Raw genomic sequence first — 22151 nt, forward strand, 5'->3', positions numbered from 1 at the left:
TGATGTTTTTTTATGTGGGGCATTTATCAACGGATGAAGTGTTTAAATTTAGCGAAGTAAGCCAGGTGATGGATGCCGGCTGGCAACTGCTTGAACAGGTTTTTCGCTTGTCGCTTTGTATCACGCTGATACTTTGTGTTTTGCAGCTTGCTATCGGTCTTTTTCGTCGAAATTCCGACCGGACGCCATTAACCAAAGAGGAATAACCTGATGAATACGTTAGCGCAGAAACCCATTATCAAACATCCATTCCTTAATGGGGTGAGTACAAAAAACCCCGCGATGCTGCCGATTAAACAAAAGGCGTCAATCGTTAAAAAAATCGCCCTGCATGGCTTGCAACTGATAATGAATGTCAGTTTTTATTTTCCCATGACGTTTATTTGGCTCACGGTGGCGTTTGCATTAAACGGTCATTTTTCAATGACCTATCCCTTTGAACCTGAGGCGGTGGTTTTAACGTTCGATAAGGTCGCCGACCTGCTTTTCCCTGTTTTTCGTCTGTCACTTGCTATCACCTTAATGCTTAGTTTTTTGAGGCTGGCTATCGGGGTTTTTCAAAAAAAATCTAACAAGAAGGACTCAACATTATGTTGAAGTATCGCATAGCGCTTATCAGTAGCATTGTGTTGCTCTCCGGCTGCGCTGGCATGAATAGTGAGTTTGAATTTGGCAAACCTGCCAAAGACTCCGGTTACTGGATGAGCGAGGCGGATGCGATGACCGATACCGCCAGTCACTTAGTCGCCCAATATAAAGGCGAGGTCGTCAAGTCCGCTAAAGGATTTACGCTATCGGCTTATCGTTTAATTCAATTAAACCCGATGCAAACAGCTGTAACATTTTTAACTGAACGACCTCAGAACATAAACAACCCATTACCGTCACCCGCTAAAAATCTTTCTTCACGCTGGCTAACGAATAACGCCCTCACACAGTCCAGTACTGCCTGTCCGGCAAGTCCTTGTCTGTCTGAAATCAGCGCACCGTCTCGGCAGGTGGAGCGGATAACGCGTGCATGGATTGCGCCTTATGTTTCACCGGATGAAGTCGTTCATGCTGGTGAAGTGGTTTATTTCGTGACCACCCCGTCCAGCTGGGCAAATGTGGAGAAGGTGTGATGTTAAAACACGTCAATCCACTCAAAATTATTGAACTGGTGGGCAACGCCTTGATGGAAAAAGACACCACCCGTGAAACGGCAAAAAAGCTCGAGTCGATGGATTATCCGCATTTACGCGATCTGTTGCCCTATCGGGATTATGACAGCGACCATCAGTTGTTTATTAATCAGCACTCACTGGGCTTTTTGCTAGAAGCGCAGCCCCTAATCGGTGCCAATGAAAAACTGGTCGAATCACTCGAAGAACTGGTGAAAAACAATCTACCGCGCGATATGCCACTACAGGTGATTTTACTGTCCAGTCAAACGGTGTATGAAAAATTAGCTAACGGATTGCGTGATTTTAGCTGGCAGGGCAATCGTGCTGATGAATGCAATCAAATCACGCAGGGGTTTTATCTTGATGCGACGCGCCATCAGTTTGCCAATCCCCAAAATCTGCCGTTGACGCTCAGAGATTATCATCTGTTTTTTGCGTTCTGCCAGCCGTGCAAGCGGGTAACGGAAAGGGAAATCATCAAAATCCGTGAAACCCGCCGTAATCTGTTAAGTGCACTTAATGCTTCGGATATTCATGCGGACAATGCGTCAATTACCCGCTTTTTGCAGATGATGCGCGAAATGATTAATTTGGACACAGAAAGATTGAAGCCGTATTTAGCAGAGTGGATAGAAGACAAAGCGATTAATCAGCAGATTGTGCAGAACAATACCTGCTACTGGTTTAAGCCTGGGTATGTCGAAATCACGGGGCGCAATGAAGAAGATAACCCGTTTTCCACCCGAGCCATTCACTTTAATCTCGACAGTAATCCCAGAGAGCACTACCTCTGGCAAAACGGCAACATCATTTCTAATTTACTCAATCCGCAAAACGGCATCCGCTGCCCATTTGTGATGAGTTTTATTATTCAAACTGAAGACCAGTCACGGAGTCAGGGTGAAGCCAATAAGCAGTTTCTGGATTTGGAGCGGAAAGTCTCCTCGTCTTATGCCAAATATATCCCCTCAACCAAACGCCAGCACGCGGAATGGAAGAGTTTGCGCGAAGGCTTGCTGTCCACCGCGACGTCACTGTCCGGTTATTACTTCGGGGTTACGCTCTTTTGTCGTGATGATGAAGAGGAGGCCGCTAAAGAAGCGGAGCGCACCAAAAAAGCGTTTGCCATGCAGGGGCTTAATATGGTCAGAGCGGATTTAATGCAGATGCGTAACTTCCTGGGGCACCTACCTTTTGCGGTAGGCGATAACCCGAAGCTCTGGAAAGACTTCTTAAAAACCGGAGCCATTCAACGAGCCGAATCTTTTCAGGCGGTCAATCTCATGCCGATTATCGCCGATAACAAGCTCAGTCAGGCAGGGATAGTCTTCCCGAGTTACCGCCATCAACTGGCGTTTCTCGATATTTTTGACGCAAGTTTGCCCAATACCAATTTCAACTGGTTTGAATCGGGCACCTCCGGCGCAGGGAAATCGGTGTTGGCACAAACGATTGCCAGACAGGTATTAGATAGCGGCGGTTATTTGTCTATCTTTGATATCGGTGACAGCTACAAGGCGTTTTGCCAGAGTGTGGGGGGCACCTACATTAACGGCGAAACCTTGCGCTTTAATCCGTTTGCCAACATTACCGATATCACCTTGAGCGCTGAGCGCATTCGTGACCAGTTGTGCATTCTGGTAAGCCCCAATGGATTGATGGATGAAGTGCATGAATCACTGATACTCGAAGCCATCACCGAATCCTGGCCTAACAAAAAACAGGATATGCGTATTGATGATGTCGTTAACTATCTAAAAAAACATCGCGGTAAAATCGAGACGGCTAGCCGTATCACCGGTCGCATTGATGAAATTCTGGTACTGCTAAACAAATACACCACCAAGGGGATATACGGCAAATACTTTAATAGCAGTGAGCCGACCTTAAAGCCGGATATGCGCTTTGTGGTCACCGAACTCGGTGGCTTAAAAGCCAATCGGGATTTGCTCATGGCAGTGTTATTTACGCTCATGCTCTGGTCAGAAAACCTGATGTACAACACGCCACGCAGTTTACGCAAGATGAACATCATTGATGAAGGCTGGAAACTGCTGGATGCCAAAAGCCCTAAAGTCCGCGATTTCATCGAAGAAGGTTACCGTACTGCCCGTCGGCATAATGGCTCATTTGGCACTGTAACACAAAGCATCCGCGATAAAAATTTAAGTACGGCAGCGCTGGCCGCTTATGACAACAGCAGCTTTAAATTCACGCTGATGCAGGATGCAAAAGCCTTTACCACCTTCCAGAAAGAAGAACCTTCCACCTTCAACGAAATGGAGTGGGCATTAATTCAAAAGTTTCCCCCTGCCAGCCGTGCCGGATTTAGTGCCGTGCATTTAAGTGTGGGCGGTTACAGCAGTTTTCATCGATTGATGCTCGACCCGTTAAGTAATGAGCTTTTCTCTTCCCGAGGTGACGACTTCACCTATCGGGAAAAACGCCTAAAGGAAGGGGCAAGCATCAATGACATTATTTTTGAAATGGCGCAACAAAAAGACCCTGCGTTATTGGCGAAATTAAAGCAGGTGAAACCATGAGAGAGGTGGTGTGAATTGGACATCATAATCATCATGGCGTTGATAATCATCGCATTGTTGTGTGTGCTTCTCAAGTTACATCCGCAGTCAAGGTGGCGCTGGGTGATTCAGGTGGTGCTGGTAGTTGCGATGACCACTGAGTTTTTCATGATTTCAACAAGTATTCGGGGTATTACCTAGGTATGTCATGGGATAAGGCTTTAGTTAGCGTTTGTCATATCGATTAACTGTTTTTGGAGTACAAATAAATGCAAAAAATAGTCGCATTACTCAAAGGCATAGCCGCATGAAAAAGACCGCCATCATCAATTTTATCACGGGGAGCTTATTAAGTGCTCTGCTGATGATTTCCGTACACCACTGTCTTTGTCCTCGGACGAACATTATCACCTTTGATATGAAAAAGACCCCTGATCGCTTTTTACTGCAGGTCAGCAAACTGGACTTGTCAGATGAGAAAAAAGACCAGCTGATAGAACGATATAACAACACCTTAAAGCGGGTACTAGAAAAAAATAGTAAAAGTAACACTGTAATACTGGTCAATAGTGCGGTGATGGCAGGGGCAGTCGATAAAACCGCTGATATCCAGCAACAAATTGCCGAGGCAATGAAAAACCATGAATAAGTGGCTGCCTTGTATCGGTATTTTGATGAATTTCAGTGCAGGAAGTCTAGCCACTGAAATCGGCACGTTTGGCGATGTTTGGGCGATAGCCGAACAAAATTTGCTGACGGTGATTAAAGAACAGGTGGAAAGTGCCTTTTTAGGCAATGAGGAAAAAATTCAGCAGGAATGGCGGCAACGGGTAACAAAAAATGCCGAGCGACCTGAACCGGTGCAGGGACTCACCAAAGCGGTAAAATATACCACACGAACGTTTGACCCCAGTTTCACCGTCACCAAAGATATTCGTGACCACAACGGCACGGTGTTTGCGCGCAAAGGGCAGAAGATAACCCCCTTTGATATCACCCCTTTTAATGAAACGCTTTATTTCATCGATGGCGATGACGAAAAACAACTTGCCTGGGTCGTGGCGCAAAAACCCAAGACTGCCATCCAAAAAATCATTTTGGTGAACGGAAATATAAAAACCACGGCAAAGACCTTAAATCAGCGTATCTACTTTGACCAAGGTGGCGTTTTGGTTAACCGGTTTGGCATTGAGAAATTACCCAGTGTCGTGGATGAAATGCCAAATCAATCCTTGCTACGGATAACCGAGGTTGCGGTACAATGAAACTCCAAAACACGCAAAATGGAGAAAAGGGAATAATGAACAAACATCTCATTATCGGATCACTACTGGGTGCATTTTTGTTGCCAATCATTTCATTGGCAGAGGAGTTAACAGGGCTAGAAAATCTAAAAATGCTTGGGGAATATTACGACAGTGATAAGGGTGATATTACCCCTGTTGTCAATCCTGCTGGCAAAGTCAGGGTCATGGTGCTTTATCACTATCAATGTGCCGACTGCGCAAAGATGGCGCCGATGATTTTAAAGTTAGCCAAAAACCACCCTGATATTCGATTTGTTTTTAAAAATCTGCCAGATGAGTCAAAACAATCGTTGTTGGCGGCGCAAGCCGAATTGATGGTATGGCTAAATGGTGGCGAAGTAGCATTTTTAAATTATTACGCGGATTTATTTAGTGGCATCAGTATTGATGAGAGCTTTAGAAAAAACGGTGTTCCTTTGCTGGACAAAGAATCTCAACTTAGGGGTTTTCAAAATGCTAACGAAAAACTGGCAACAACGATCGCATTTTTTGCTGAGCAATTTAATATACAAACATTACCCGCGTTAATTATTGCTAGTAGCGAAAACCCCGTTGCACAGAATAATTCAATATTAACCGGTGTGGTCGATGAAAAAACGTTATTAGCTGCTGTTGAAAAAGCGAAGCGAGGCAAATGATGAAAACGCGACGCTTGCACTTATTGTTTGCTTTTTTACTACTCAATCCGATGCTAGCAAAAGCATCGTTGTGTGAGGGTCGCTGGGTTAATCCCATTACCGATATCTGCTGGCGTTGTCTGTTTCCAATCAGCCTTGGTGATATCAGTTTAAATAGCAGTAGTCTACCGGATACGCGTAATCCTTCATCACCGATTCAGCTATGTCCTGCGTCACCGCCGTTATTTCAGCGTATTGGTCTTGCGATAGGTTTCTGGGAGCCGTTTGCCATGACCGATGTGACGCGCTCACCGATGTGTATGGTCAATATGGGTGGTTTCACCATTCCGATAGGACAAATTGGCATGGGAAAAGGCACCAAAGGCGCGAATGAAAATCCAGGCGGCATGTACCACGTTCACTGGTACAAATATCCGCTTATCAGCTGGCTTAATATCTTAACCACCATCGGCTGCATGCAAGGCGGGGAATATGACATTGGCTATCTCTCGGAACTTGACCCGATGTGGATGGACGACAATCTGGCGCTCTTTACCAATCCAGAGGCAATGCTGTTTGGCAACAGTATTGCCCAGTTAGCCTGTGCTGCCGATGCGATTGCCAGCGAAGCCCGCTTGCCACTCGATGCGCTCTTTTGGTGCGCGGGTTCACACGGCTCGATGTATCCGTTTACGGGGACGGTTTATTCCGAAAGCAGTGGCATTAATAGTGCGTTATTACTCACCGAGCGCATGAATTTTAAATTACATTGATGCGGCGTGCGATATTTGAAGCCAAAACGTGCGATAAATGGTGAGCTACTCTTGTTTCCATCAGTGCAACGGAATTACACTGTTATTTTTCATCGGAGGCACTTTGGTCTGTTCTAGTGGTACGATCAACGGGACAATATTTGTAGATGATGGCCGATGAAACTAGATAAAGTAATACAAGCTTTTTTCTACTATGGCAGGACTCAAGTAATTCTTGAGCCTACTGTTCCTATACATAAGATAAATGAGCAAGACCTACCGCCGATACGCTCTCTCTGCTTCTCGCCGCTGTAAGCTCCATTAGCCCCAAAGCGTTCATCACATAAAAGAACGCCCTACTTACGAATAGATGTTGATAGAATCTGTCAAACTATGAAAATGAATCCCTTTATCTTTCAATTCAGAGATTAAACCGATTAAATTCTTGATGCTGTGTCCCAGCGAGGGCAAAATAGCGAATATTTATTAACCAAACTGCTCGTCAATAGAGCACTCATGTTCTCACCTTAGTCTCAGAGGTAGCACTTAAAATGCTACCTTTTGAACTATGGACACTCCATGTGTATATTTCAAGAGTAAAAATTAATCAACCGCTGATTGATAGTTTTAAGGTCATATGCTCGTTCAGCTATGTCGCACATTAGCCACTCGTGTAATTCTTCACGCTCTGGATTATCAACATCTTGAATATCTTTGAGCTTTTGGTAATATCCCCAAAGCCCCCCAGAGTCTTCAGATGGGCAGGCTTCCGCTCCCTTTATACAGATGGGGAGCTGGAGTAATTCCTGATCAGGCAATGATGATTCTTCAAGCAAAATGCAATGATCCCAGTTGTCTCCGAAATCGTATAAGTAAACCATTTTTTCTCCTTTCTTACGAAGGAGTTTGCTCAAAGGCACACCTGTACTATCTTGCAGATATGTTTCTTTAAAATCGTCCATAATCATTCCATATCGCAAATCTCCTTTTTCAAAACTGTACAAATGATCATTTGTACAACCCATAGCTAATTGTATAACCATGTGTAGTTCATCAAGAGGTATTGTCTTCAGAACGATCAAACGTCGCCAAATTAGTGGTTTACTATCAATTAGTGTGATTTTTATTTGATATAAATCCTTTCCCGAAAATTCACTCATTATTATCCCCCTTAAATAAATACAGTCTCTTTAGTCTCACACTCCACTAAATTTTTCAAGTCTTTGCTAACGTTTGGCAATCACATTGAAAAATAGGTTTGCTTCCTCTCGCCCAAACGGTAGATATGCAATCTAATCTATGATCAATAACTTCGGGGCCATCACCGAACGTGATAGATATTGTTTGAGCTTATTTTGTCGTTTTGCAGTTGAGAGTTGCAACATAAGTTCAGCCGTCGTGGTAAAGCGGTTTTTTTTCTTCGTCCTCTGCTTCTCGCTGCAGCCAAACCTGCCTGAGTACGTTCAACAATAAGCTCCCGCTCCATTTGCGCCAAGGCACTCATCACATGAAAGAAAAAACGACCTGCTGACGAAGAGGTGTCGATAGAATCCGTTAAACTATGAAAATGAATGCCTTCATCTTCAAGTTTGGATATTAAAGTAATCAAATGTTTAATGCTGCGACCCAGTCTATCCAGCTTCCAGACCACCAATGTGTCACCCGATTTCAGTGCGTTTAGAGCACGTTTTAATCCGGGTCTCTGGTCTGTTTTTCCGCTGATTTTATCCTCAAAAATCTGTTCACAATTTGCGCAAATCAAGGATTTTTGCTGTAAATCGGTGTTTTGGTCATTTTTTGACACCCTCATATAGCCTATTTTTGCCATTTTAGCCCCTTAACCTTCCTCTAAAAGACTTATTATGCCTGGTTTTGGTCAAAATATTAGCTAAATTCTGAATTCAATAAAACCTTGGTTTAACGGAAACGGTAGATTGTGCAAAAAATGCACTGGATAAACGAACGGGTGGTAGCGTCAATGGCAACCTCCATGTGACCCAATCTGTGCATATCGGCGATAACGATTCAGGATTACGGGCTAATGGCGATGGCAACGTGGCATTTTATGCTAATAATGCAAAAGTAGCTTCCTGGAATAATGATCGATTGCATTGGTTAAAGAGTGTAGAAATTGATGGAACCATCAATACTCATAGCAATTTGCATATCTCATGGGGCGGCAGAACCGCGGTTTATCAAGAAAATGGTGATGTAACTGGCCCTATTTGGGGCGGGGCGTTAAGCAGCTGGCTTAATATGCAGATTAACAATCGAGGAGCAAAAAATACAGCTCACCTCGCTACGAATGGATGGTGGAAATGTGGTGACAGCGGCCTTATCAGACAATGGGGCATCACACCACCACTCAATGCCGGACAGATTTATACGGTATCTTTACCTTGTCCCGTCCCTCATGCCATTTTCTCGGCAAACGCGACGGTAAAATACAAAGGTATTGCTCCCGAGGGCAATTTAGGTACTTATGTCGAAATAGTCGGAAAATCGTTAATTATCAGTGCAGATTATACCAGAACAGGGATTAAAGCGCCGAGAACATGGGAGCTGGTTTGCTACTAACTCAACATTATCAGGCCGCCCTGACAATGTAGTTAAACGCGACATTTCGCGGGTGGGTTTCGCTACCGCCTGCATTAGACGTTGTTTTGTCAATGAATAGAAAAGAATCATTATCTCCATCCGTAGCACGTGAACCTGTATCTGCATTATACCCTACAGGCATTTTTTCTTTATTGTTTGCGTGGCCTAGTGGACCATCATCTTCAACATAATACCTGTCCCGATAACCATGAGCGTGGCTCTCGAGTGATGCAGTTTCAGACGATAAAACCTTACGCCTAGGATTCACGCCTCGCCCAGCATCCCAGCCACGAATAAACTCACCACGTAAATCAGGGAGTTTTCCTGATGGATAGGCGAGTGCTAAAAGCGGGTATTTTTTCTTATCGAATGGCTCACCGTTGCAGATAAACCAACCGGTCGGCGCTCTTTCAGCAGGCCAAGGCAGGGGAATACCTACCGGGATTTCGACACGCAATACTTCGGGTGTAACAGCATGAACATCTGTGGCAGTTAGCTGCACATCCTGAGTGAGAGTTTTGCCGTTAATTTTACGCTGATTGGGTGTGGCATTTTTTGCACAATCTACCGTTTCCGTTAAACCAAGGTTTTTCAGAAAAAGATTCTTGTCTGGGATGTCAGCGCCATTTTGATTTTTTGCTAATTTCTGATTTAATAAATTAATCACTGTTTCCGAAAATTTCGCATCATTACCAAGGGCTTTAGCAAGCTTGTTTAGCGTATTCAAATCTACTGTGGAGCCACCAATCAGCGCGTTTTTTGCTTTATTCGCTTCTACCTCAGATAATTTTTTCACTGCTTGATAAAGCTGGTCATGCTGGCTTTTATTAAGACGAATACCTGAGCGTTCAATAACGGTACACACTTCCTCTTGTAGTGCATCATAAAGATCACTATTCAATTTTGTTGACGGTGTTCCCGTAGTCGGATCGCCGTTGGTAAACCCGTTTTTTCCCTGCCCGAATTTATCTTTTTGGGCGGTAGAGGTATCAATTCGATGCATCATTTTCTCCTTTAATGTAGGCAAAAAGTACTTGGGTATGTGAAGGACACAGGCGCTCAATAACACATTCCACGGCGCTATCTCCCCACGTCCTAATCGACTCATTGCAAGCACTGGTACAGCTAATCCAGCGTATATTCGCTTCAGCAGGAATATTTATCCGCCAGTAATAGCGCCACTTGTCACCCCAAGCCGGATCGGGTGTACTATCAAGATGTTGAAATTGTTCTATTGTTGCTGTTGGATAGCCCAATATTTCCAACTGCTTTTTGAAAAAAGCCGCATTAATACCGCCCACAGTATTAACCTTGGCATCAAGCACTTGTTGCCTTTCTTCTAGTGTTTGCGCTCTATTAGCCAGGCATTTATCCGGCAATCCGCATAATTTTTCGTAACGGTTAATTAATTCAACCGATTGGGCCGGGTTAATTTCAATCATCAGGCTATCAGCATGTTGATGGGCTTGAGCCAGTGAAGGGGCTAGCCCTTTAATGAGCGGATCTTCTTCATCCCATGCGGGGCCGGGCGGTAATAACGTTCGCAACAATTGCGTATATTCGTCGTCCAGATTTGTCATAATGCTCACTCTTTATATTTTGCCCACGTGACCTCACCCAATACCGGCACTTCCGTCTGGGCTAATTCAATATCTGCCGTTGGCGCAATAAGACGATGAGCGATTTCACCTGCTGCAAGACTGATAGCTTCAGCGAGTCTTGAAAGAAAAAGCTTGCTGCCAGGTTCGCCTTCTCGTTGTAAGAAGGCTTTGATTTCTGCGATAACCGCTGCCCGTATTTCTGGCGTATCCGTTGATAAGGCTATCGAAATAGCAACGGTTTTTGCTGTAACGGGGAAAATAGTTAAGCCACTTCCGGCAACAGGAGCAAGGGGTAAGATATGCTCTCTGACTTTGGTTAAGATTTCCTGTGTGGGGGCAGGATGGTCTACATCATCACTCGCCACCATCACCCCAACCGTGCCGATACCGTTTTTATGGCGATGTGTCCATGCGCGACTTATGCCTAAAACTTCTTTCGCCCAGCGAACATAATCACTATCCGCACCGCCTTGTGGCGTATCGTACCAGCGCGCCATGATGCGTTGTCGCCAGCTATCCAAATCTTCAATATCGGCTCCTGTCCTGATGTTATCGGCATAACCGGTAGACGACAGTCCCGTTATCGGGGTTGCAAGACGTAACGCGATACCATCTTCACAATTGCCAGCCTGACCGCTGCTTTTTGCAACGACGGGCACACGAAGTACACCACTGGCTGAGGTTGTTGGGGCTGTTGTGGTGTAGATTTGACCATCATCACGGTGTATTTCAGTGTCAGCGGGCAGCGATAGGGCATTTTGTACCCCCTCCCAGCGAACAAATCCGCTCGCGTTGGGTGCACCTTTGCGGGGACAACGCTTGATATTACCGTGTCGGGTCAACCAGTCTTCATCCGCTAAATCCGGCAAGATATTGCGCGCTAAATAATCGATATAGCCGTATAGAGTATGAATGGCGGCAGCCTGTACTCTTGCGTACACTTCAGCATCGAGACGGCGCAACACGCTATCTTCATTAAATCGTGTTAGCAAATCACCACGAATCGTGTCTATCAGTTGTGGCAGTGTCGGGCGCGAAAAACCGCTATTTTGCATGGATCACGCTCCACAGGTTGTTGATGGTCATCGTTTTTATATTATGGTCAGGTAAGGTCAGGGTGACGGTTGCGGTTAATTTATCGATGCCTGTGCGCACCACGTCGACATCAACCCGAAGCGCGATACCGTCGTCTGTCATCCATGTGAGCGACTGAGCGATATATTCTTTCGCCTTTTGCACTGTCTGGTTAGTTAAAGTGCTACGTTTTAACAAGTGCAATCGAGAGCCAATCCGGTCATTTTGTACGGTCGGCCAGGTATCGCCCCACCACCCAAACGGCGTATCTGTGTTATCATCCGGTTCAGCGCGTCGCCAGGTGAAAAGCGATATCATCACTGCCCGCCTGAGCCGTTCCTGATCGGGTAACGCTGTATTCACTTTTTTATTCATCAGCATATTATTTACATCGGTTGATTGGGCTTGCCTGTTATGCCACCGCTATCACCTTTGTGATCGTGGGTATTGTACTGCGCTCGCATGGTGCTCAATGAGCCGGTTTTGTCCTGTACTTCTGCCTGTGAAACGATGGAGTGTGCCGCCGTGATCTTTCCAGGCGTTTCTACTTGTTGAGTGTTGAGTACCACCTTATTTTTTGCATTGATAACAAAGGTTTCTGTGGTGGCTTCTATCAACCGTCCACGCTTGAGCACGATGCTATCGCCCTCATCGGTATAGATTGCCACCTCACCACTTTTGAGGCTTTTTAATCGAGAACGTCGGTCAGCAACGTTAATCACAATGCCGTGAGAGCGATCCCCCGCGAGGAATAGCGCTATACCTTCTGCACCGGCATGGGCCGTCGAGGTGAAACCGTAAGGCTCCAGGTACTCCATACCGGCTTTCGTTTCGCCTGCCAGTAATGCCACGTCCACGCTCTGGCAAGCTTTACCACTGTCGAGTCGTTGCACTACCCCCCGCGACCATAGACGCGCAAGGCCGCGCTGCAAAGTAGAAAAAATATTTTGCATAATTCACTCATTAATAGGTTAAACTAAGAAAAACAGGAGATTGTGGAATGGGCCAAGTTGCATTTGATACACTACAAGCATCAGAAGAGCTTCAAACCGCTGGACTTACCAGTCAGCAAGCCAAGGCTATCTCGCTTGTCGTACGCAAATCCCATGAGGTTGCTGATGTGGCAACTAAAGCGGATATTGCAGAAGTTAAGCGTGATATATCTGATGTTAGAAAAGAAATAGCCGATGTCCGTAAGGATTTATCTGCTGAAATAGCCGATGTCCGTAAGGATATGGAGCATCGCTTTGAAAAGGTTGAATTACAAATACTAGATGTACGTAAAGATATCAGCATAATAAGCAAAGATTTACTTTTTAAACTGGGTGGGTTGATGGTTACATTGTTTGGCTTGACCATTGCTGCGATGAAGTTTCTTTAAATATCAGTTTCTTCCTCTAGTGCTTTCAATTTCTCAAGTGGTGGAATATAAGCAGCTTCCGGTGCAACACGTAATTCACATAACGTACCACTCTCATCCTGCGTATAAACAACTTCGCTAATGACCAGTTCCCGATTGTTAAAGCCGAGCACGGGATCAAAAACAATAACCCGCTGGTTAGGTTTCCACAGACTGCCGTCACCTTGCCGCCACCCCTGCACCGTATAAGTGGTTTCCTCGGTTCTGGCTGCCCGTTGCTGTGCTTCAAATTGACTCCGAGCGCGACAACTGGCTCCGGTTGCATTGCCGGATTGCTGGATATGTTGCGGACGATAGCGCGTTATCTGGCTATCCCTGGCTCTGGCGCGGAGTGCTGTCAGCGTAGCTTCCCCGAAATCGTCATCATCACCCGATCGTTGACCGGCTACTTGATATTCAGAAAAGCGTTCACGGATACTTTGCTCGGTATCACAGGTAAGAATATTTTCACCCCAGACCAGCGCGGTGGTGGCTTTGTCATTACCAACCAGACCAATTAACAAATTGCCGTCTTCGTCATCCCAGGCGAGCGCCTGTTGGCTTCCTAGCGCCTTGTTTAATACTTCGTGTACTGTTTCGCCGTAATCGGCCTGAAAAGCCTGTAGCGGCGTTTTTGGGGCCTTTTGGCTAATGACCTTAATGCTAAACGGTTTTGCCAGTTCTGACGCGATTTGATGTAAGGTTTTGCCCGTAAAAAGCGTCGTATTCGCCGCACAGTCGATTAAATCTGCTGTCTTACTACGACCACTGATACCAACCTGGATATTTTTAGCGTCATAACGTATCGGGGTGGCTTCAATCCAGCCAGTTAAGACTTTATCCTGACCGATGAGGACTTCGACAGGTTCACCTTTTTTAATTCTGGGCTGTAACGGTACACTGCCAGATTCACCGGGCCACTGGCGGGTGATTTCCACATTGAAATCGCGTGAGAGTCGCTCTATGCCTGCTGAAATCTGTACCCGCGTCCAGCCCCCCCCATTCGCGCCCGTTGACGCGCAATATCACGTGATGACTCATCTTGCGGGTACTCTCAACGGTTTCACTGGCATAAAGCCAGGATGATTAACGGCATTTCGGCGGGTGATATCGGTTTCCCGTGCCGCATTGTCATACCACTTAGCGGCCAGAACCAGCGCCGGTAGCACTGCCTCGGGCGTGCGTGTTACCGTTTTTTCAACTTGCGCCAGTCGTGTTGCAATATCCCGGTTAGCATCGGTTTTCACCTGTTGCAAGGCAAGGAACAGCGCATCATCAAGCGTTAATGCCTGTTCGTGCTCGATAGCCTGATTCAGCGTTTCTCGCACCGTAACCAACGCATCCCACGTTACCGCCGAGAGTCCTTCAATGTGACTGCCTGCCATATGAGAAACCGCGTGTAATGCGGGATGGGAAATATTGACATGTACTTGACGTTTTCCACGTTGATTAACCGGTAACATGGCGGTACGTGGTGGGGGGAGTTGTGTTAATCGCCACGTCGCCTCATGGATGGCCGTGGCACGCAACAAAGCGGCAATACGATTACTGTGCCTACGTTCAGACTGTACGCTTGGCCTGTCGCTTTTCCATACTCCACGCGGCGCTAAATCATTCCCGAGTGTGACACCCGATAGCGTTTTGATTTGCTGTGCCAATGTAGAAGCATCTTGCGCGGTACGCCTGCCAGCACGCCACATCCGCTGTATCGCTTCGCCCAGGTTTTTACCGGATGAGCCGGACTTTAAGATCACCGAAATATCGCCATGCAATAGCCTTGACGCGGCAGTAATGCCGCTATCAATAGTGTCAAAGGCTTTGGTGACGTTGTTAATCATGCTTTTAGTACGTGCTAACACGCCAGCCTGTGCAAAATCCGGTAAGCTTTTTAAGCCTATATGAGCAAAAGCTTCGCCAATGCGATCATTTAGTGCTGAACTGGAAGAAATTAGCGTTTGTCCCGTCGCAATACCTGCTGTTGGGAAAGAAAGCTCACCAGCCTCAACGACGTTAAAGCTGACGCGACACATCCTTCCATCGCGTCCGCTATGGCTTACTCTCACTTCACCGTCAATACAGACAGCTATTTCACCGTAGTAGGGATGTACCAGCGTTCCCGGCCCTGGCGTATCAATAGCCACAATGAGCCGATCTCGGGCCTCGAAGAAATCATCACCAACCAGATAGGCATTGATAGTAAATCGCTGGGTGGCGCGTCCAAGATCTTCGGTATAGGGCTTATCCCGATTCGGGTATTCGTGAACCTGTACACGCCGTCCGAACGTCCCCTCGTCGTCTTCTACCTGAAACGGTACGCCGCGAAAAGACGCTGGACGCAGGTTATCTTTCCAGCTCGTCATCTAACCCTCTATATTTAAATAAATGTGATTTTAATCAACAAATGTTATTGTATTACCAGGGCTTGTTTTTCAGTTCAACGGTGCGAAGTTTTTCCATTACATAATTGAAATAATTATCTGCATCGGATTTATTATCAAAGGAAATTCGCCTTAGATTACCACTTACATCAATCGAAATTTTAAAAGGGGGATTAGGATTTAGTTTATTAGGATAATATTTATCTATAGATCTTAGTTTAGATAGGCTAATAATAATGTCTTCGTTTTTATTATCTTCACGATATTTTATTCTTACAAATTTCATGATTGTCACTCCTTATTATTTTCTTTTGGTGATAAATCAATCACCTCTAATTTACTGGCTATATACTCGAAATAATCATCACGTTCTTTTGTATTTTTAAAAGATTTCCTTTCGGAAAAAATTAATATCTCAGGAAGAGATACACCTTCCCATTTTCTTATTTCTCCTATAGCCTCAAAATTAATCCCTATCGTTTTTGTTGGTTCATAGGCATTACCATTGTCGTAATTATCAACGTCTATTGTTAAAAAACTCATATGACTTCTCCTTTGTTTTTACTTACTGCCTGGAAAATCGGTTATAGCCGACATCGAAACTCAGCCAGGGTAGGGCATTACCAACGGGGGCGACACGCATACCTGGCGGAGTGTTTTCAAAGATAAATCTGACCTCACCGTCTCGTGGCTCAGTTTTGCTGAATGAATCCAAGGTATTTTTGGGTTCTTCCTTAAATTGCCAGTTACCCTTGTCATCTTTAAGCAAATGACTGTTGCCAATCATTGAACGACCAAACTCGCCCCAATCCCGCGCTGTCCGGAGGTTTTGAAACCATTCATTATCACCGAATGCGGCATTGAGACCTTTGTCGACAAGTGGTTCGACGCCCATCGATACCGCACCTATCAACCCGGCTTTTCCCAGTACCCCCTTGATGCCAGATGGACTGTTTTTAGCCAGTATTTTCATCTCACGGGTGACATTGCGAATCGATTTCACCATATTGACAGCCCATTTTGTCGTCACAAAAACCAGAATGCCTGCGAGCACGGTTTCCCAACCGCCTATCGCCTGAATAACGCCATCAATATCTTGCCAGACCGATTTAATAATCGGGCCGATCGTTTCCCAGTTGTCGACAATAAGTCCACCGGCTATGACCATTGACGTGACCAGTTTACCTAGCCTCGACATTTTCATCACACTGTTAAAAATCCGGAAAGCACGGGTGACTACGCCGATAGCGGTTGCGGTTCCCAACAGATAAACGCCCCACTTAGCGAAGGATTTAATCAGTTCTGGATTAGCTTTTACCCAGGTGCGAAATTGTTCAATCAATGGCTGGATTTTCTTTGTCATTTCGACAATAGAGGGTAAAAAAATTGACCCGATGCTGACACTTGCAACATGCATCTGATTTTTAAACAGTTGTATTGCATTTGCGGTAGTGGCGGCCCGAGCAGCATATTCCTTCTGCATAGATCCGCCGTACTTTTGTTTATCGGCGACCCTATCTAGGTTAACTTCCAGTAATTTAAGGTTGGTGAGCAGCGGCGCAATTGATCCCAGAGATTCAGAGCCAAACAAGTCATTTAATAATGCCATCTGATCTTTTTTAGGCAATTGTTCAAGGGCTTTCAGCACCATCAACATGGCGCCTTTCGCATCTTTCTGCATCTGTGCGGCCAGTTTTTTGGGGCTGATTTTTAAGGTGTGTAGCGCTACTTTTTGTGATTTTGTCGCTGATTTCCCTTTGGTTAACGCCAGCATAAAGTTCTTGATGCCGGTTGCCGCCACGTCTGACTCAACACCCATCCCTGCAATGGTTGCGCCAAGTGCTGCAATTTCGCCAGACGCAAGACCGCCAACTTCACCCAACGGGCCAATCCGTGTCACAATTTGAGAGATTTTCGCGGCATTGGCTGGCCCGTTGTTGCCAAGGGTGTTGATTTTATCGGCCAGCGAGACGACATCATTTTGCGTCAACCGGAAGGCGGTACGCCATTGTGCCATCATCTGCCCAGATTGCTCAGCAGTTTGGTCAAAGGCGATACCCATTTTTACGGCAGATTGCGCGAAGGACATTAGTTCTTCTTTTGCTATTCCTGCCTGACCACCTGCGGCCACAATCTGACCAATACCGTCTGCGGCCATCGGCAATGCTGTCGACAGCTTAAGAATATCTTCCGACATCTGTTTAAATTGCTCGGGTGTATCAAAATCAACCACCTTGCGGACATCAGCCATCGTCGACTCAAAGTCTATCGCCTGCTTGATAGGGCCAGCCATTGCGGTAACAACGCCAGCCCCTAATGCAGCAGCCCCTGCCAGTCCTGCGCTAAACTCCTTCTTGAAGGACTTCATTTCACGCCGCATTCCCTTTAACGGGGCAGAGAGCTTATCGACGGCAGTGATGATTGCTTTTAACTCAAAACTATTAGCCACCCTGTCGCTCCTCGTTGATGCGAACAGCCTCCGCTTCCAGATCAAAGAACTGGCTTAGCGGATGCTGGCGTAATTCAAAGGGGTTTATGCGCCAGAACCAGGCAACGTTGTAAAATCGTCGTCTGAGACTACTAAGTTCTGGGCACTGGTAAAAAAACTCACGATGGTCATCGAGGCGACAAATACATCATGTAACGATAACTGTTGCGCTGAAGAGCGTGGGATATTAGCCAGTTCAGGAAGATAAGCGAGTGCTGAGCGCGTATCCAGGCGTGTATCGCCTCGCTCCGAATAACTAAACGGAATACCAAATTTTTCTACCTGATCAAACGTGGGTTCCTGAATTTCCAGTACGGTGACTTTGTTATTGTGTACCTGAATCGGCTTACTTAGTGCTATTGATTTCATTGATAAAATCCTTCATCTCCGTGAAATTCCATCTCGACAGTGCCTTCATCAGCATTATGTGAAGATTCGCCGGATAGCCACGCGCCTGACAACACATAGACCATACCGTTAGCTAATTCAGCGGTAATGGTCATTTCATCTGCTGTCGTGAGTTTTTCTATCGGAAAACTTCGTTCAACTTTAAATTCTGCTTTGATATAAGGGGCACGATGCGTTTCTTTGTAATGCACACTGCCATCAATACCCACCAGATCTTCACGGATAACCGTATTCATCGGTACTTCTACACTGCCATTCAGTGAGAGTTGTTGACCATCTACCTTAAAATAGCAAGTGCCGCCTATTTTTCTTTTGCCTGTCATCACACCACCTCACCCTGGTTATATTGCAGCCTGAATTGATTCGCTAACGCAAATACCCGCAGTTGGTTGATATAATCCGCCGGAAAGACCACATCAATCCGATTAGGATCATTGGCGTTGCGCTCAACGATGAGATGCTGCCGAAAAGCGTCGAAATTTTCGACAATCCCTTCATTTTCCAGTTGGCGATAAACCGCACAGAGTTCGCCTTTAATCACCGCTGGCGTAGCAATCGCTTGCCCTGACCCAAATCGCGTACCATCACTAGCCAGTTTTTGCCGCCCGTATTTGCTGGTTATGACGGATTTTAATCGCCGCAAAACATAGGCACTGGTATAGAGTGTTTCACTGTCCAGATAGCTGTTATCGGCCACGCCGTAACTGTTTTTCTGGTAGGTCGTCACATCGCGCTGAATGCGTAATACGCCGCCTTCGACATTGGCGGTGGCGATACCGTGTGAAAGGAGGGATTGCTGCTCTGTCAGGGTGAAGCGCTTGCCAGACGGTGCGGGTAACACCCCGTTTAACTCGCCCGTGTGGGTCGGTCTCGCCGGGTCATTACGCAAAAATATCGCGCACCGTGCCAGTCGTGCCGCAACCAGTTCATCAAGCGCAGTTTGTGTCGCTTTCTCATAGCCTGCAATGGTGAGATGCGGATCATTAAGCGTGTCGCCAAAAGCGACCAGTTCACCGACCGTCCCTTTTTTGGCCGTATAAACATGGCCGTATAACTGTTGATAAGGACTCCAGCGACCGTTCGTGTCGTTCATCTCCGCACTCATCTTTTGCAAAGAAACAGCATCAGAGAAAGGCAATCCGATAAAATCAAATAATAAGTCACCCATTGCACTGATAACGCTATCCATATCGGGTGAGCCAACGCCACCACTCATGGCAGTAATGGTAATATTAAGACCGTGAGGCGTATTCTCACCGCCTGTCGGGGCATAATAGTTCATCATCAAAGGAATATCGTTACCGGTTAACCCTTTATGTTTCGCCGTTAAGCTGATTTTTTCAGCCGCTATTGTCGCGGTGACGGGTAAGTCCTCGTTATCGTTAATCGCCTTGCCAAGGGCGGTGGCAACCGTATTCGCCGTATCCGATTTCTTGACGGCCGCTAAAATACGTTGATTACCGATATAGAATGTGACGACACCGGAATCGGTTGCAGTGCCACTTATCGCAATCTCACCTTTTGCTTCAGTGCCTGTCGTTTCAGGTACGGCAATGACAAACAGTTCACCGACGGCATCAATCCGGCGATACGCTTGTACCATGCGGTGTAATTGGCTGCCACGACCGGCTAATTGTTGCATCATTTCTGCCGAGGGCATGATCATGGGTAAATTTAAGGTCATTTGTGCAGTGGGTAATGCATGACCAATAAGCAACGCCGGCCCACTGACTTGCATCGTATTGGCAGCACTGTTATCCATTTCGGGATAGAAGCCAGGCACACGCAGATTGGCGTTCACGGTATTAAAGCTAATGGTCATTCCTGCGTCTCCTCTTTAATAATTTTTTTTAATTTAGTTTTTACGGGATCAGTCGTTTCTTGCACGATGGTGGGATTATCAGATTGACTTACTTCTTCAATATCATCGTCCTGTTTCCTTCTGATCCAAAAAAGCGTTTTTTGAACCTGCAAACCTTCTTCGGGCAGATATTCCCCAAAATATTCTTGGGTATCGCGCATATATTGCGGAATAGGCACTTTTCGCCCGTGCTTGGGTTTTATAAAAACAATTTCTGGTTGGGTACCCATCATTTTATCTTCATCTCCAGATGCGATTTTACGTTGCCTGGCTGTTCGTTCAGGTCAATAGCAACGGTATGCAAATCGGGTAAATTGTTCAGGTCAGCATCGTGGCGGGTATCTTCGGCGTTGATGTCTGTTTCAGTATTAAATTTAAACAGGTAGTGATATTCGGCGCGGTTTGAATCGGCTTCCTCTGCACCGGCATAATTAATTGCACCACAACCCGGCTCTGGCTGCCAACCCAGTAATGCCCGCCAGATTTCAGACCTGACTTCATTTAATGTGTCGACAGAGGGATAGTGTCCCTTTTGATTACGGGCATTATTTAAAATCACCACGACATAAAAACTTTCGGTTAATGATTGCCAATAATCCGTTTGTGACCGTTGTTCACCGACAACATCTTCTCCCGGAATAACGTAAGCAGCGGGTAAAGCCAGTTTGCCGCAATCCGGTAAATCCTCATATTGAGAGACACTGCCTACTCTGTTTTCAAAACGGGGACACAAGGTTCGTAATGCCGCAATAATGGGACTAAGTTTCATGATCCTTTCCTTTTCGTCTCTCTGCCCGCAGTGATTGACGCAGTGCTCTCTTTAGCGTGTAGCTCGTCCAGCTTTTCAGCTGCGTTAACGTGGCGACCATGTAATTTTGACGTTTCTCAATACGCCAACCTCCGCGTTGGTGGTGACGTTTTTGTCGTTTGTGCTGTTTAGACATACCGCGAGAAGCGCTACGTACCCCGTAATGCAGAAAAACAGGATAAAAATCGCCTTCAATCGGTTTACTGCCGACACCGCGTTTCTGATTGGGGGCGATCTTAACCATTAACCCGGGTCGGCGTGATGTCGCTTTCGGAACGTAATAACCAATAGATCGCGCTAATCGTCCGGTTTGCCACCGTGGGGTTTCACCGGGTCGTGAACGGCCACCCCGCTTCATCAGTTGACGACGTGCGGCTTTCAGATGCATTTGACCGACTTTCACAAAAGCACGACGGATCCTGGCGCGATTAAAGACAAATTCTTTGGGTTGATGAAAATCAATATGGAGATTATCCAAAATCATTTCCCCTTTCTGGTTGACTGCGCATTTCTTCACAGGAAAAAGACAGAAAACGCCCCGCACTGTGGATATCAATAACGCCCCGTATGAGGTAGACGACACCGTTAATCAGTGCTTGATCACTTGAGTAAAGTGATTGTCTGTATCTCACAATGATTTTATGCGTGATGGTTTTGTTGATTTGAAAAGAATGGAGGCGAAGTGTGTCACTCACGGGGATCAATTTTCCCCAGACGGTATGCTCGTCTAGATTTGCTGTCTGTATCCCGCTGCCGCCTATCGGTTCATCCTGTCGCGTATAAAACAAAACGCGCTTATTTAACTCCCCGGGATCGGGGAAACGGGAATACGGTCTGCTATAATGCAGTTTCATAATCCGCTCAGCCTGTAGTCATCAACTAAAAACTTAAAAAACGGAAAAATAGACCACTGTTCCATATCGGATATACCTCCACGATGCTCATATAACCCGGTCACCAATAGCAACATACCCTGAATAATCGCCGCATTGATAACCAGGCCGTTAGGGTCATTTTTCGGTACGGAGGCTTTGTAGAGATGACGGTTAAGATGTGCGATGGTTTTTTGCTCTACGGCGGCGATATAACTATCAAGCAGCACATCTTCACTGTTATCGTTTAATTCAATCCTGCATTGTCGTTTGACCTGTTCTTTGTCAATAAACATGTTGGTT

General features: G+C 45.9%; 28 protein-coding genes and 4 pseudogenes. 11 read left to right on the forward strand and 21 right to left on the reverse strand.

The window, feature by feature from the left end; translation table 11 throughout:
• From V3224_RS23080 to traU, 9 genes and pseudogenes are all read left to right on the forward strand, one after another.
• The coding region (locus V3224_RS23080) for a hypothetical protein (RefSeq protein ID WP_334472961.1) at positions 1-206 on the forward strand (206 nt) is incomplete at its 5' end.
• A gap of 4 nt (positions 207-210) precedes the next feature.
• Positions 211-597 carry a hypothetical protein gene (locus V3224_RS23085; protein WP_334472963.1) on the forward strand — a complete coding sequence of 129 codons (387 nt, stop codon included), beginning with the start codon at positions 211-213 and terminating at the stop codon, positions 595-597.
• Positions 591-1121, forward strand: a complete 531-nt coding sequence (traV, locus tag V3224_RS23090; protein ID WP_334472964.1) for a type IV conjugative transfer system lipoprotein TraV — start codon at positions 591-593, stop codon at positions 1119-1121. The genes V3224_RS23085 and traV overlap by 7 nt, the downstream gene beginning before the upstream one ends.
• Positions 1121-3706: a type IV secretion system protein TraC gene (traC, locus tag V3224_RS23095; RefSeq protein WP_334472965.1), complete on the forward strand. Its 2586-nt coding sequence runs from the start codon at positions 1121-1123 to the stop codon at positions 3704-3706. The genes traV and traC overlap by 1 nt, the downstream gene beginning before the upstream one ends.
• A gap of 15 nt (positions 3707-3721) precedes the next feature.
• Positions 3722-3886, forward strand: a complete 165-nt coding sequence (locus V3224_RS23100; RefSeq protein WP_334472966.1) for a hypothetical protein — start codon at positions 3722-3724, stop codon at positions 3884-3886.
• A gap of 106 nt (positions 3887-3992) precedes the next feature.
• Complete coding sequence (locus V3224_RS23105) at positions 3993-4334, forward strand: TrbI F-type domain-containing protein (RefSeq protein WP_334472967.1); 342 nt, start codon at positions 3993-3995, stop codon at positions 4332-4334.
• Positions 4327-4950, forward strand: a complete 624-nt coding sequence (gene traW, locus V3224_RS23110; protein WP_334472968.1) for a type-F conjugative transfer system protein TraW — start codon at positions 4327-4329, stop codon at positions 4948-4950. Before V3224_RS23105 ends, traW begins: the two co-directional genes overlap by 8 nt.
• Before the next feature lie 35 nt (positions 4951-4985).
• The gene (locus tag V3224_RS23115) at positions 4986-5630 is read left to right on the forward strand and encodes a thioredoxin domain-containing protein (RefSeq protein WP_334472970.1); all 645 of its coding nucleotides are present in this window, start codon (positions 4986-4988) and stop codon (positions 5628-5630) included.
• Positions 5630-6379: pseudogene (gene traU, locus V3224_RS23120) on the forward strand (conjugal transfer pilus assembly protein TraU); the annotation flags it as partial. The gene V3224_RS23115 and the pseudogene traU, both read left to right, overlap by 1 nt.
• A gap of 572 nt (positions 6380-6951) precedes the next feature.
• On the opposite strand, the gene V3224_RS23125 reads toward traU, so the two are convergent.
• From V3224_RS23125 to V3224_RS23135, 3 genes and pseudogenes are all read right to left on the reverse strand, one after another.
• Positions 6952-7521: a plasmid pRiA4b ORF-3 family protein gene (locus V3224_RS23125; protein WP_334470793.1), complete on the reverse strand. Its 570-nt coding sequence runs from the start codon at positions 7519-7521 to the stop codon at positions 6952-6954.
• Positions 7522-7590: 69 nt separating this feature from the next.
• A pseudogene (locus V3224_RS23130) lies at positions 7591-7779 on the reverse strand (ATP-binding protein); the annotation flags it as partial.
• Positions 7780-7781: 2 nt separating this feature from the next.
• A pseudogene (locus V3224_RS23135) lies at positions 7782-8189 on the reverse strand (recombinase family protein); the annotation flags it as partial.
• A 164-nt stretch (positions 8190-8353) separates the two neighbouring features.
• Between V3224_RS23135 and V3224_RS23140 the strand changes: the two are divergent.
• Complete coding sequence (locus tag V3224_RS23140) at positions 8354-8938, forward strand: gp53-like domain-containing protein (RefSeq protein ID WP_334467938.1); 585 nt, start codon at positions 8354-8356, stop codon at positions 8936-8938.
• Between the two features lie 10 nt (positions 8939-8948).
• Here V3224_RS23140 and V3224_RS23145 read toward each other — a convergent pair whose 3' ends face one another.
• Genes V3224_RS23145 through V3224_RS23165 form a run of 5 tightly spaced genes read right to left on the reverse strand, consistent with a single transcriptional unit; the run spans position 8949 to position 12587 of the window.
• Positions 8949-9962, reverse strand: a complete 1014-nt coding sequence (locus V3224_RS23145) for a phage tail protein (protein ID WP_334472972.1) — start codon at positions 9960-9962, stop codon at positions 8949-8951.
• Complete coding sequence (locus V3224_RS23150; RefSeq protein ID WP_334472974.1) at positions 9949-10539, reverse strand: YmfQ family protein; 591 nt, start codon at positions 10537-10539, stop codon at positions 9949-9951. The genes V3224_RS23145 and V3224_RS23150 overlap by 14 nt, the downstream gene beginning before the upstream one ends.
• Positions 10540-10544: 5 nt before the next feature.
• Positions 10545-11615 (reverse strand): baseplate J/gp47 family protein, encoded by a 1071-nt coding sequence (locus V3224_RS23155; RefSeq protein ID WP_334472975.1) that lies wholly within the window; start codon positions 11613-11615, stop codon positions 10545-10547.
• Complete coding sequence (locus V3224_RS23160; protein WP_334472977.1) at positions 11605-12015, reverse strand: phage GP46 family protein; 411 nt, start codon at positions 12013-12015, stop codon at positions 11605-11607. The genes V3224_RS23155 and V3224_RS23160 overlap by 11 nt, the downstream gene beginning before the upstream one ends.
• A 5-nt stretch (positions 12016-12020) precedes the next feature.
• The gene (locus tag V3224_RS23165; protein WP_334472979.1) at positions 12021-12587 is read right to left on the reverse strand and encodes a phage baseplate assembly protein V; all 567 of its coding nucleotides are present in this window, start codon (positions 12585-12587) and stop codon (positions 12021-12023) included.
• A 47-nt stretch (positions 12588-12634) separates the two neighbouring features.
• On the opposite strand from V3224_RS23165, the gene V3224_RS23170 reads away from it, so the two are divergent.
• A complete protein-coding gene (locus tag V3224_RS23170) occupies positions 12635-13015 on the forward strand; it encodes a hypothetical protein (RefSeq protein WP_334472981.1) in 381 nt (126 codons plus the stop codon).
• On the opposite strand, the pseudogene V3224_RS23175 reads toward V3224_RS23170, so the two are convergent.
• The 13 genes and pseudogenes from V3224_RS23175 to V3224_RS23235 all read right to left on the reverse strand — a co-directional run bounded on the left by V3224_RS23175 (position 13012) and on the right by V3224_RS23235 (position 22144).
• Positions 13012-14074: pseudogene (locus V3224_RS23175) on the reverse strand (phage baseplate assembly protein). The gene V3224_RS23170 and the pseudogene V3224_RS23175 overlap by 4 nt on opposite strands.
• Positions 14071-15393, reverse strand: a complete 1323-nt coding sequence (locus V3224_RS23180; RefSeq protein ID WP_334472982.1) for a DNA circularization protein — start codon at positions 15391-15393, stop codon at positions 14071-14073. The pseudogene V3224_RS23175 and the gene V3224_RS23180 overlap by 4 nt, the downstream one beginning before the upstream one ends.
• Before the next feature lie 52 nt (positions 15394-15445).
• A complete protein-coding gene (locus V3224_RS23185) occupies positions 15446-15697 on the reverse strand; it encodes a hypothetical protein (RefSeq protein ID WP_334472983.1) in 252 nt (83 codons plus the stop codon).
• Between the two features lie 5 nt (positions 15698-15702).
• Positions 15703-15954 carry a hypothetical protein gene (locus tag V3224_RS23190; protein WP_334472984.1) on the reverse strand — a complete coding sequence of 84 codons (252 nt, stop codon included), beginning with the start codon at positions 15952-15954 and terminating at the stop codon, positions 15703-15705.
• Between the two features lie 22 nt (positions 15955-15976).
• Complete coding sequence (locus V3224_RS23195) at positions 15977-17860, reverse strand: phage tail tape measure protein (protein WP_334472985.1); 1884 nt, start codon at positions 17858-17860, stop codon at positions 15977-15979.
• Positions 17861-17944: 84 nt separating this feature from the next.
• Entirely contained in the window at positions 17945-18268 is a 324-nt protein-coding gene (locus V3224_RS23200) for a phage tail assembly protein (RefSeq protein WP_334472987.1), read from the reverse strand.
• On the reverse strand, positions 18265-18630 hold the full coding sequence (locus V3224_RS23205; RefSeq protein WP_041866670.1) for a phage tail tube protein: 366 nt from the start codon (positions 18628-18630) through the stop codon (positions 18265-18267). Before V3224_RS23205 ends, V3224_RS23200 begins: the two co-directional genes overlap by 4 nt.
• Positions 18630-20129 carry a phage tail sheath subtilisin-like domain-containing protein gene (locus V3224_RS23210; RefSeq protein ID WP_334472989.1) on the reverse strand — a complete coding sequence of 500 codons (1500 nt, stop codon included), beginning with the start codon at positions 20127-20129 and terminating at the stop codon, positions 18630-18632. Before V3224_RS23210 ends, V3224_RS23205 begins: the two co-directional genes overlap by 1 nt.
• Complete coding sequence (locus V3224_RS23215; protein ID WP_334472990.1) at positions 20126-20401, reverse strand: DUF2635 domain-containing protein; 276 nt, start codon at positions 20399-20401, stop codon at positions 20126-20128. Before V3224_RS23215 ends, V3224_RS23210 begins: the two co-directional genes overlap by 4 nt.
• Positions 20398-20937, reverse strand: coding sequence for a phage tail terminator protein (locus tag V3224_RS23220; RefSeq protein WP_334472991.1), 540 nt, complete (start codon positions 20935-20937; stop codon positions 20398-20400). Before V3224_RS23220 ends, V3224_RS23215 begins: the two co-directional genes overlap by 4 nt.
• Positions 20927-21460: a hypothetical protein gene (locus tag V3224_RS23225; RefSeq protein WP_334472992.1), complete on the reverse strand. Its 534-nt coding sequence runs from the start codon at positions 21458-21460 to the stop codon at positions 20927-20929. Before V3224_RS23225 ends, V3224_RS23220 begins: the two co-directional genes overlap by 11 nt.
• Entirely contained in the window at positions 21447-21830 is a 384-nt protein-coding gene (locus V3224_RS23230; protein WP_334472993.1) for a phage head closure protein, read from the reverse strand. The genes V3224_RS23225 and V3224_RS23230 overlap by 14 nt, the downstream gene beginning before the upstream one ends.
• The gene (locus tag V3224_RS23235) at positions 21827-22144 is read right to left on the reverse strand and encodes a head-tail connector protein (protein ID WP_334472994.1); all 318 of its coding nucleotides are present in this window, start codon (positions 22142-22144) and stop codon (positions 21827-21829) included. The genes V3224_RS23230 and V3224_RS23235 overlap by 4 nt, the downstream gene beginning before the upstream one ends.
• Positions 22145-22151 lie beyond the last annotated feature (7 nt).

The sequence above is a fragment of the Arsenophonus sp. PmNCSU2021_1 genome, assembly GCF_036919435.1.
Classification (GTDB): Bacteria; Pseudomonadota; Gammaproteobacteria; order Enterobacterales; family Enterobacteriaceae; genus Arsenophonus; species Arsenophonus nilaparvatae.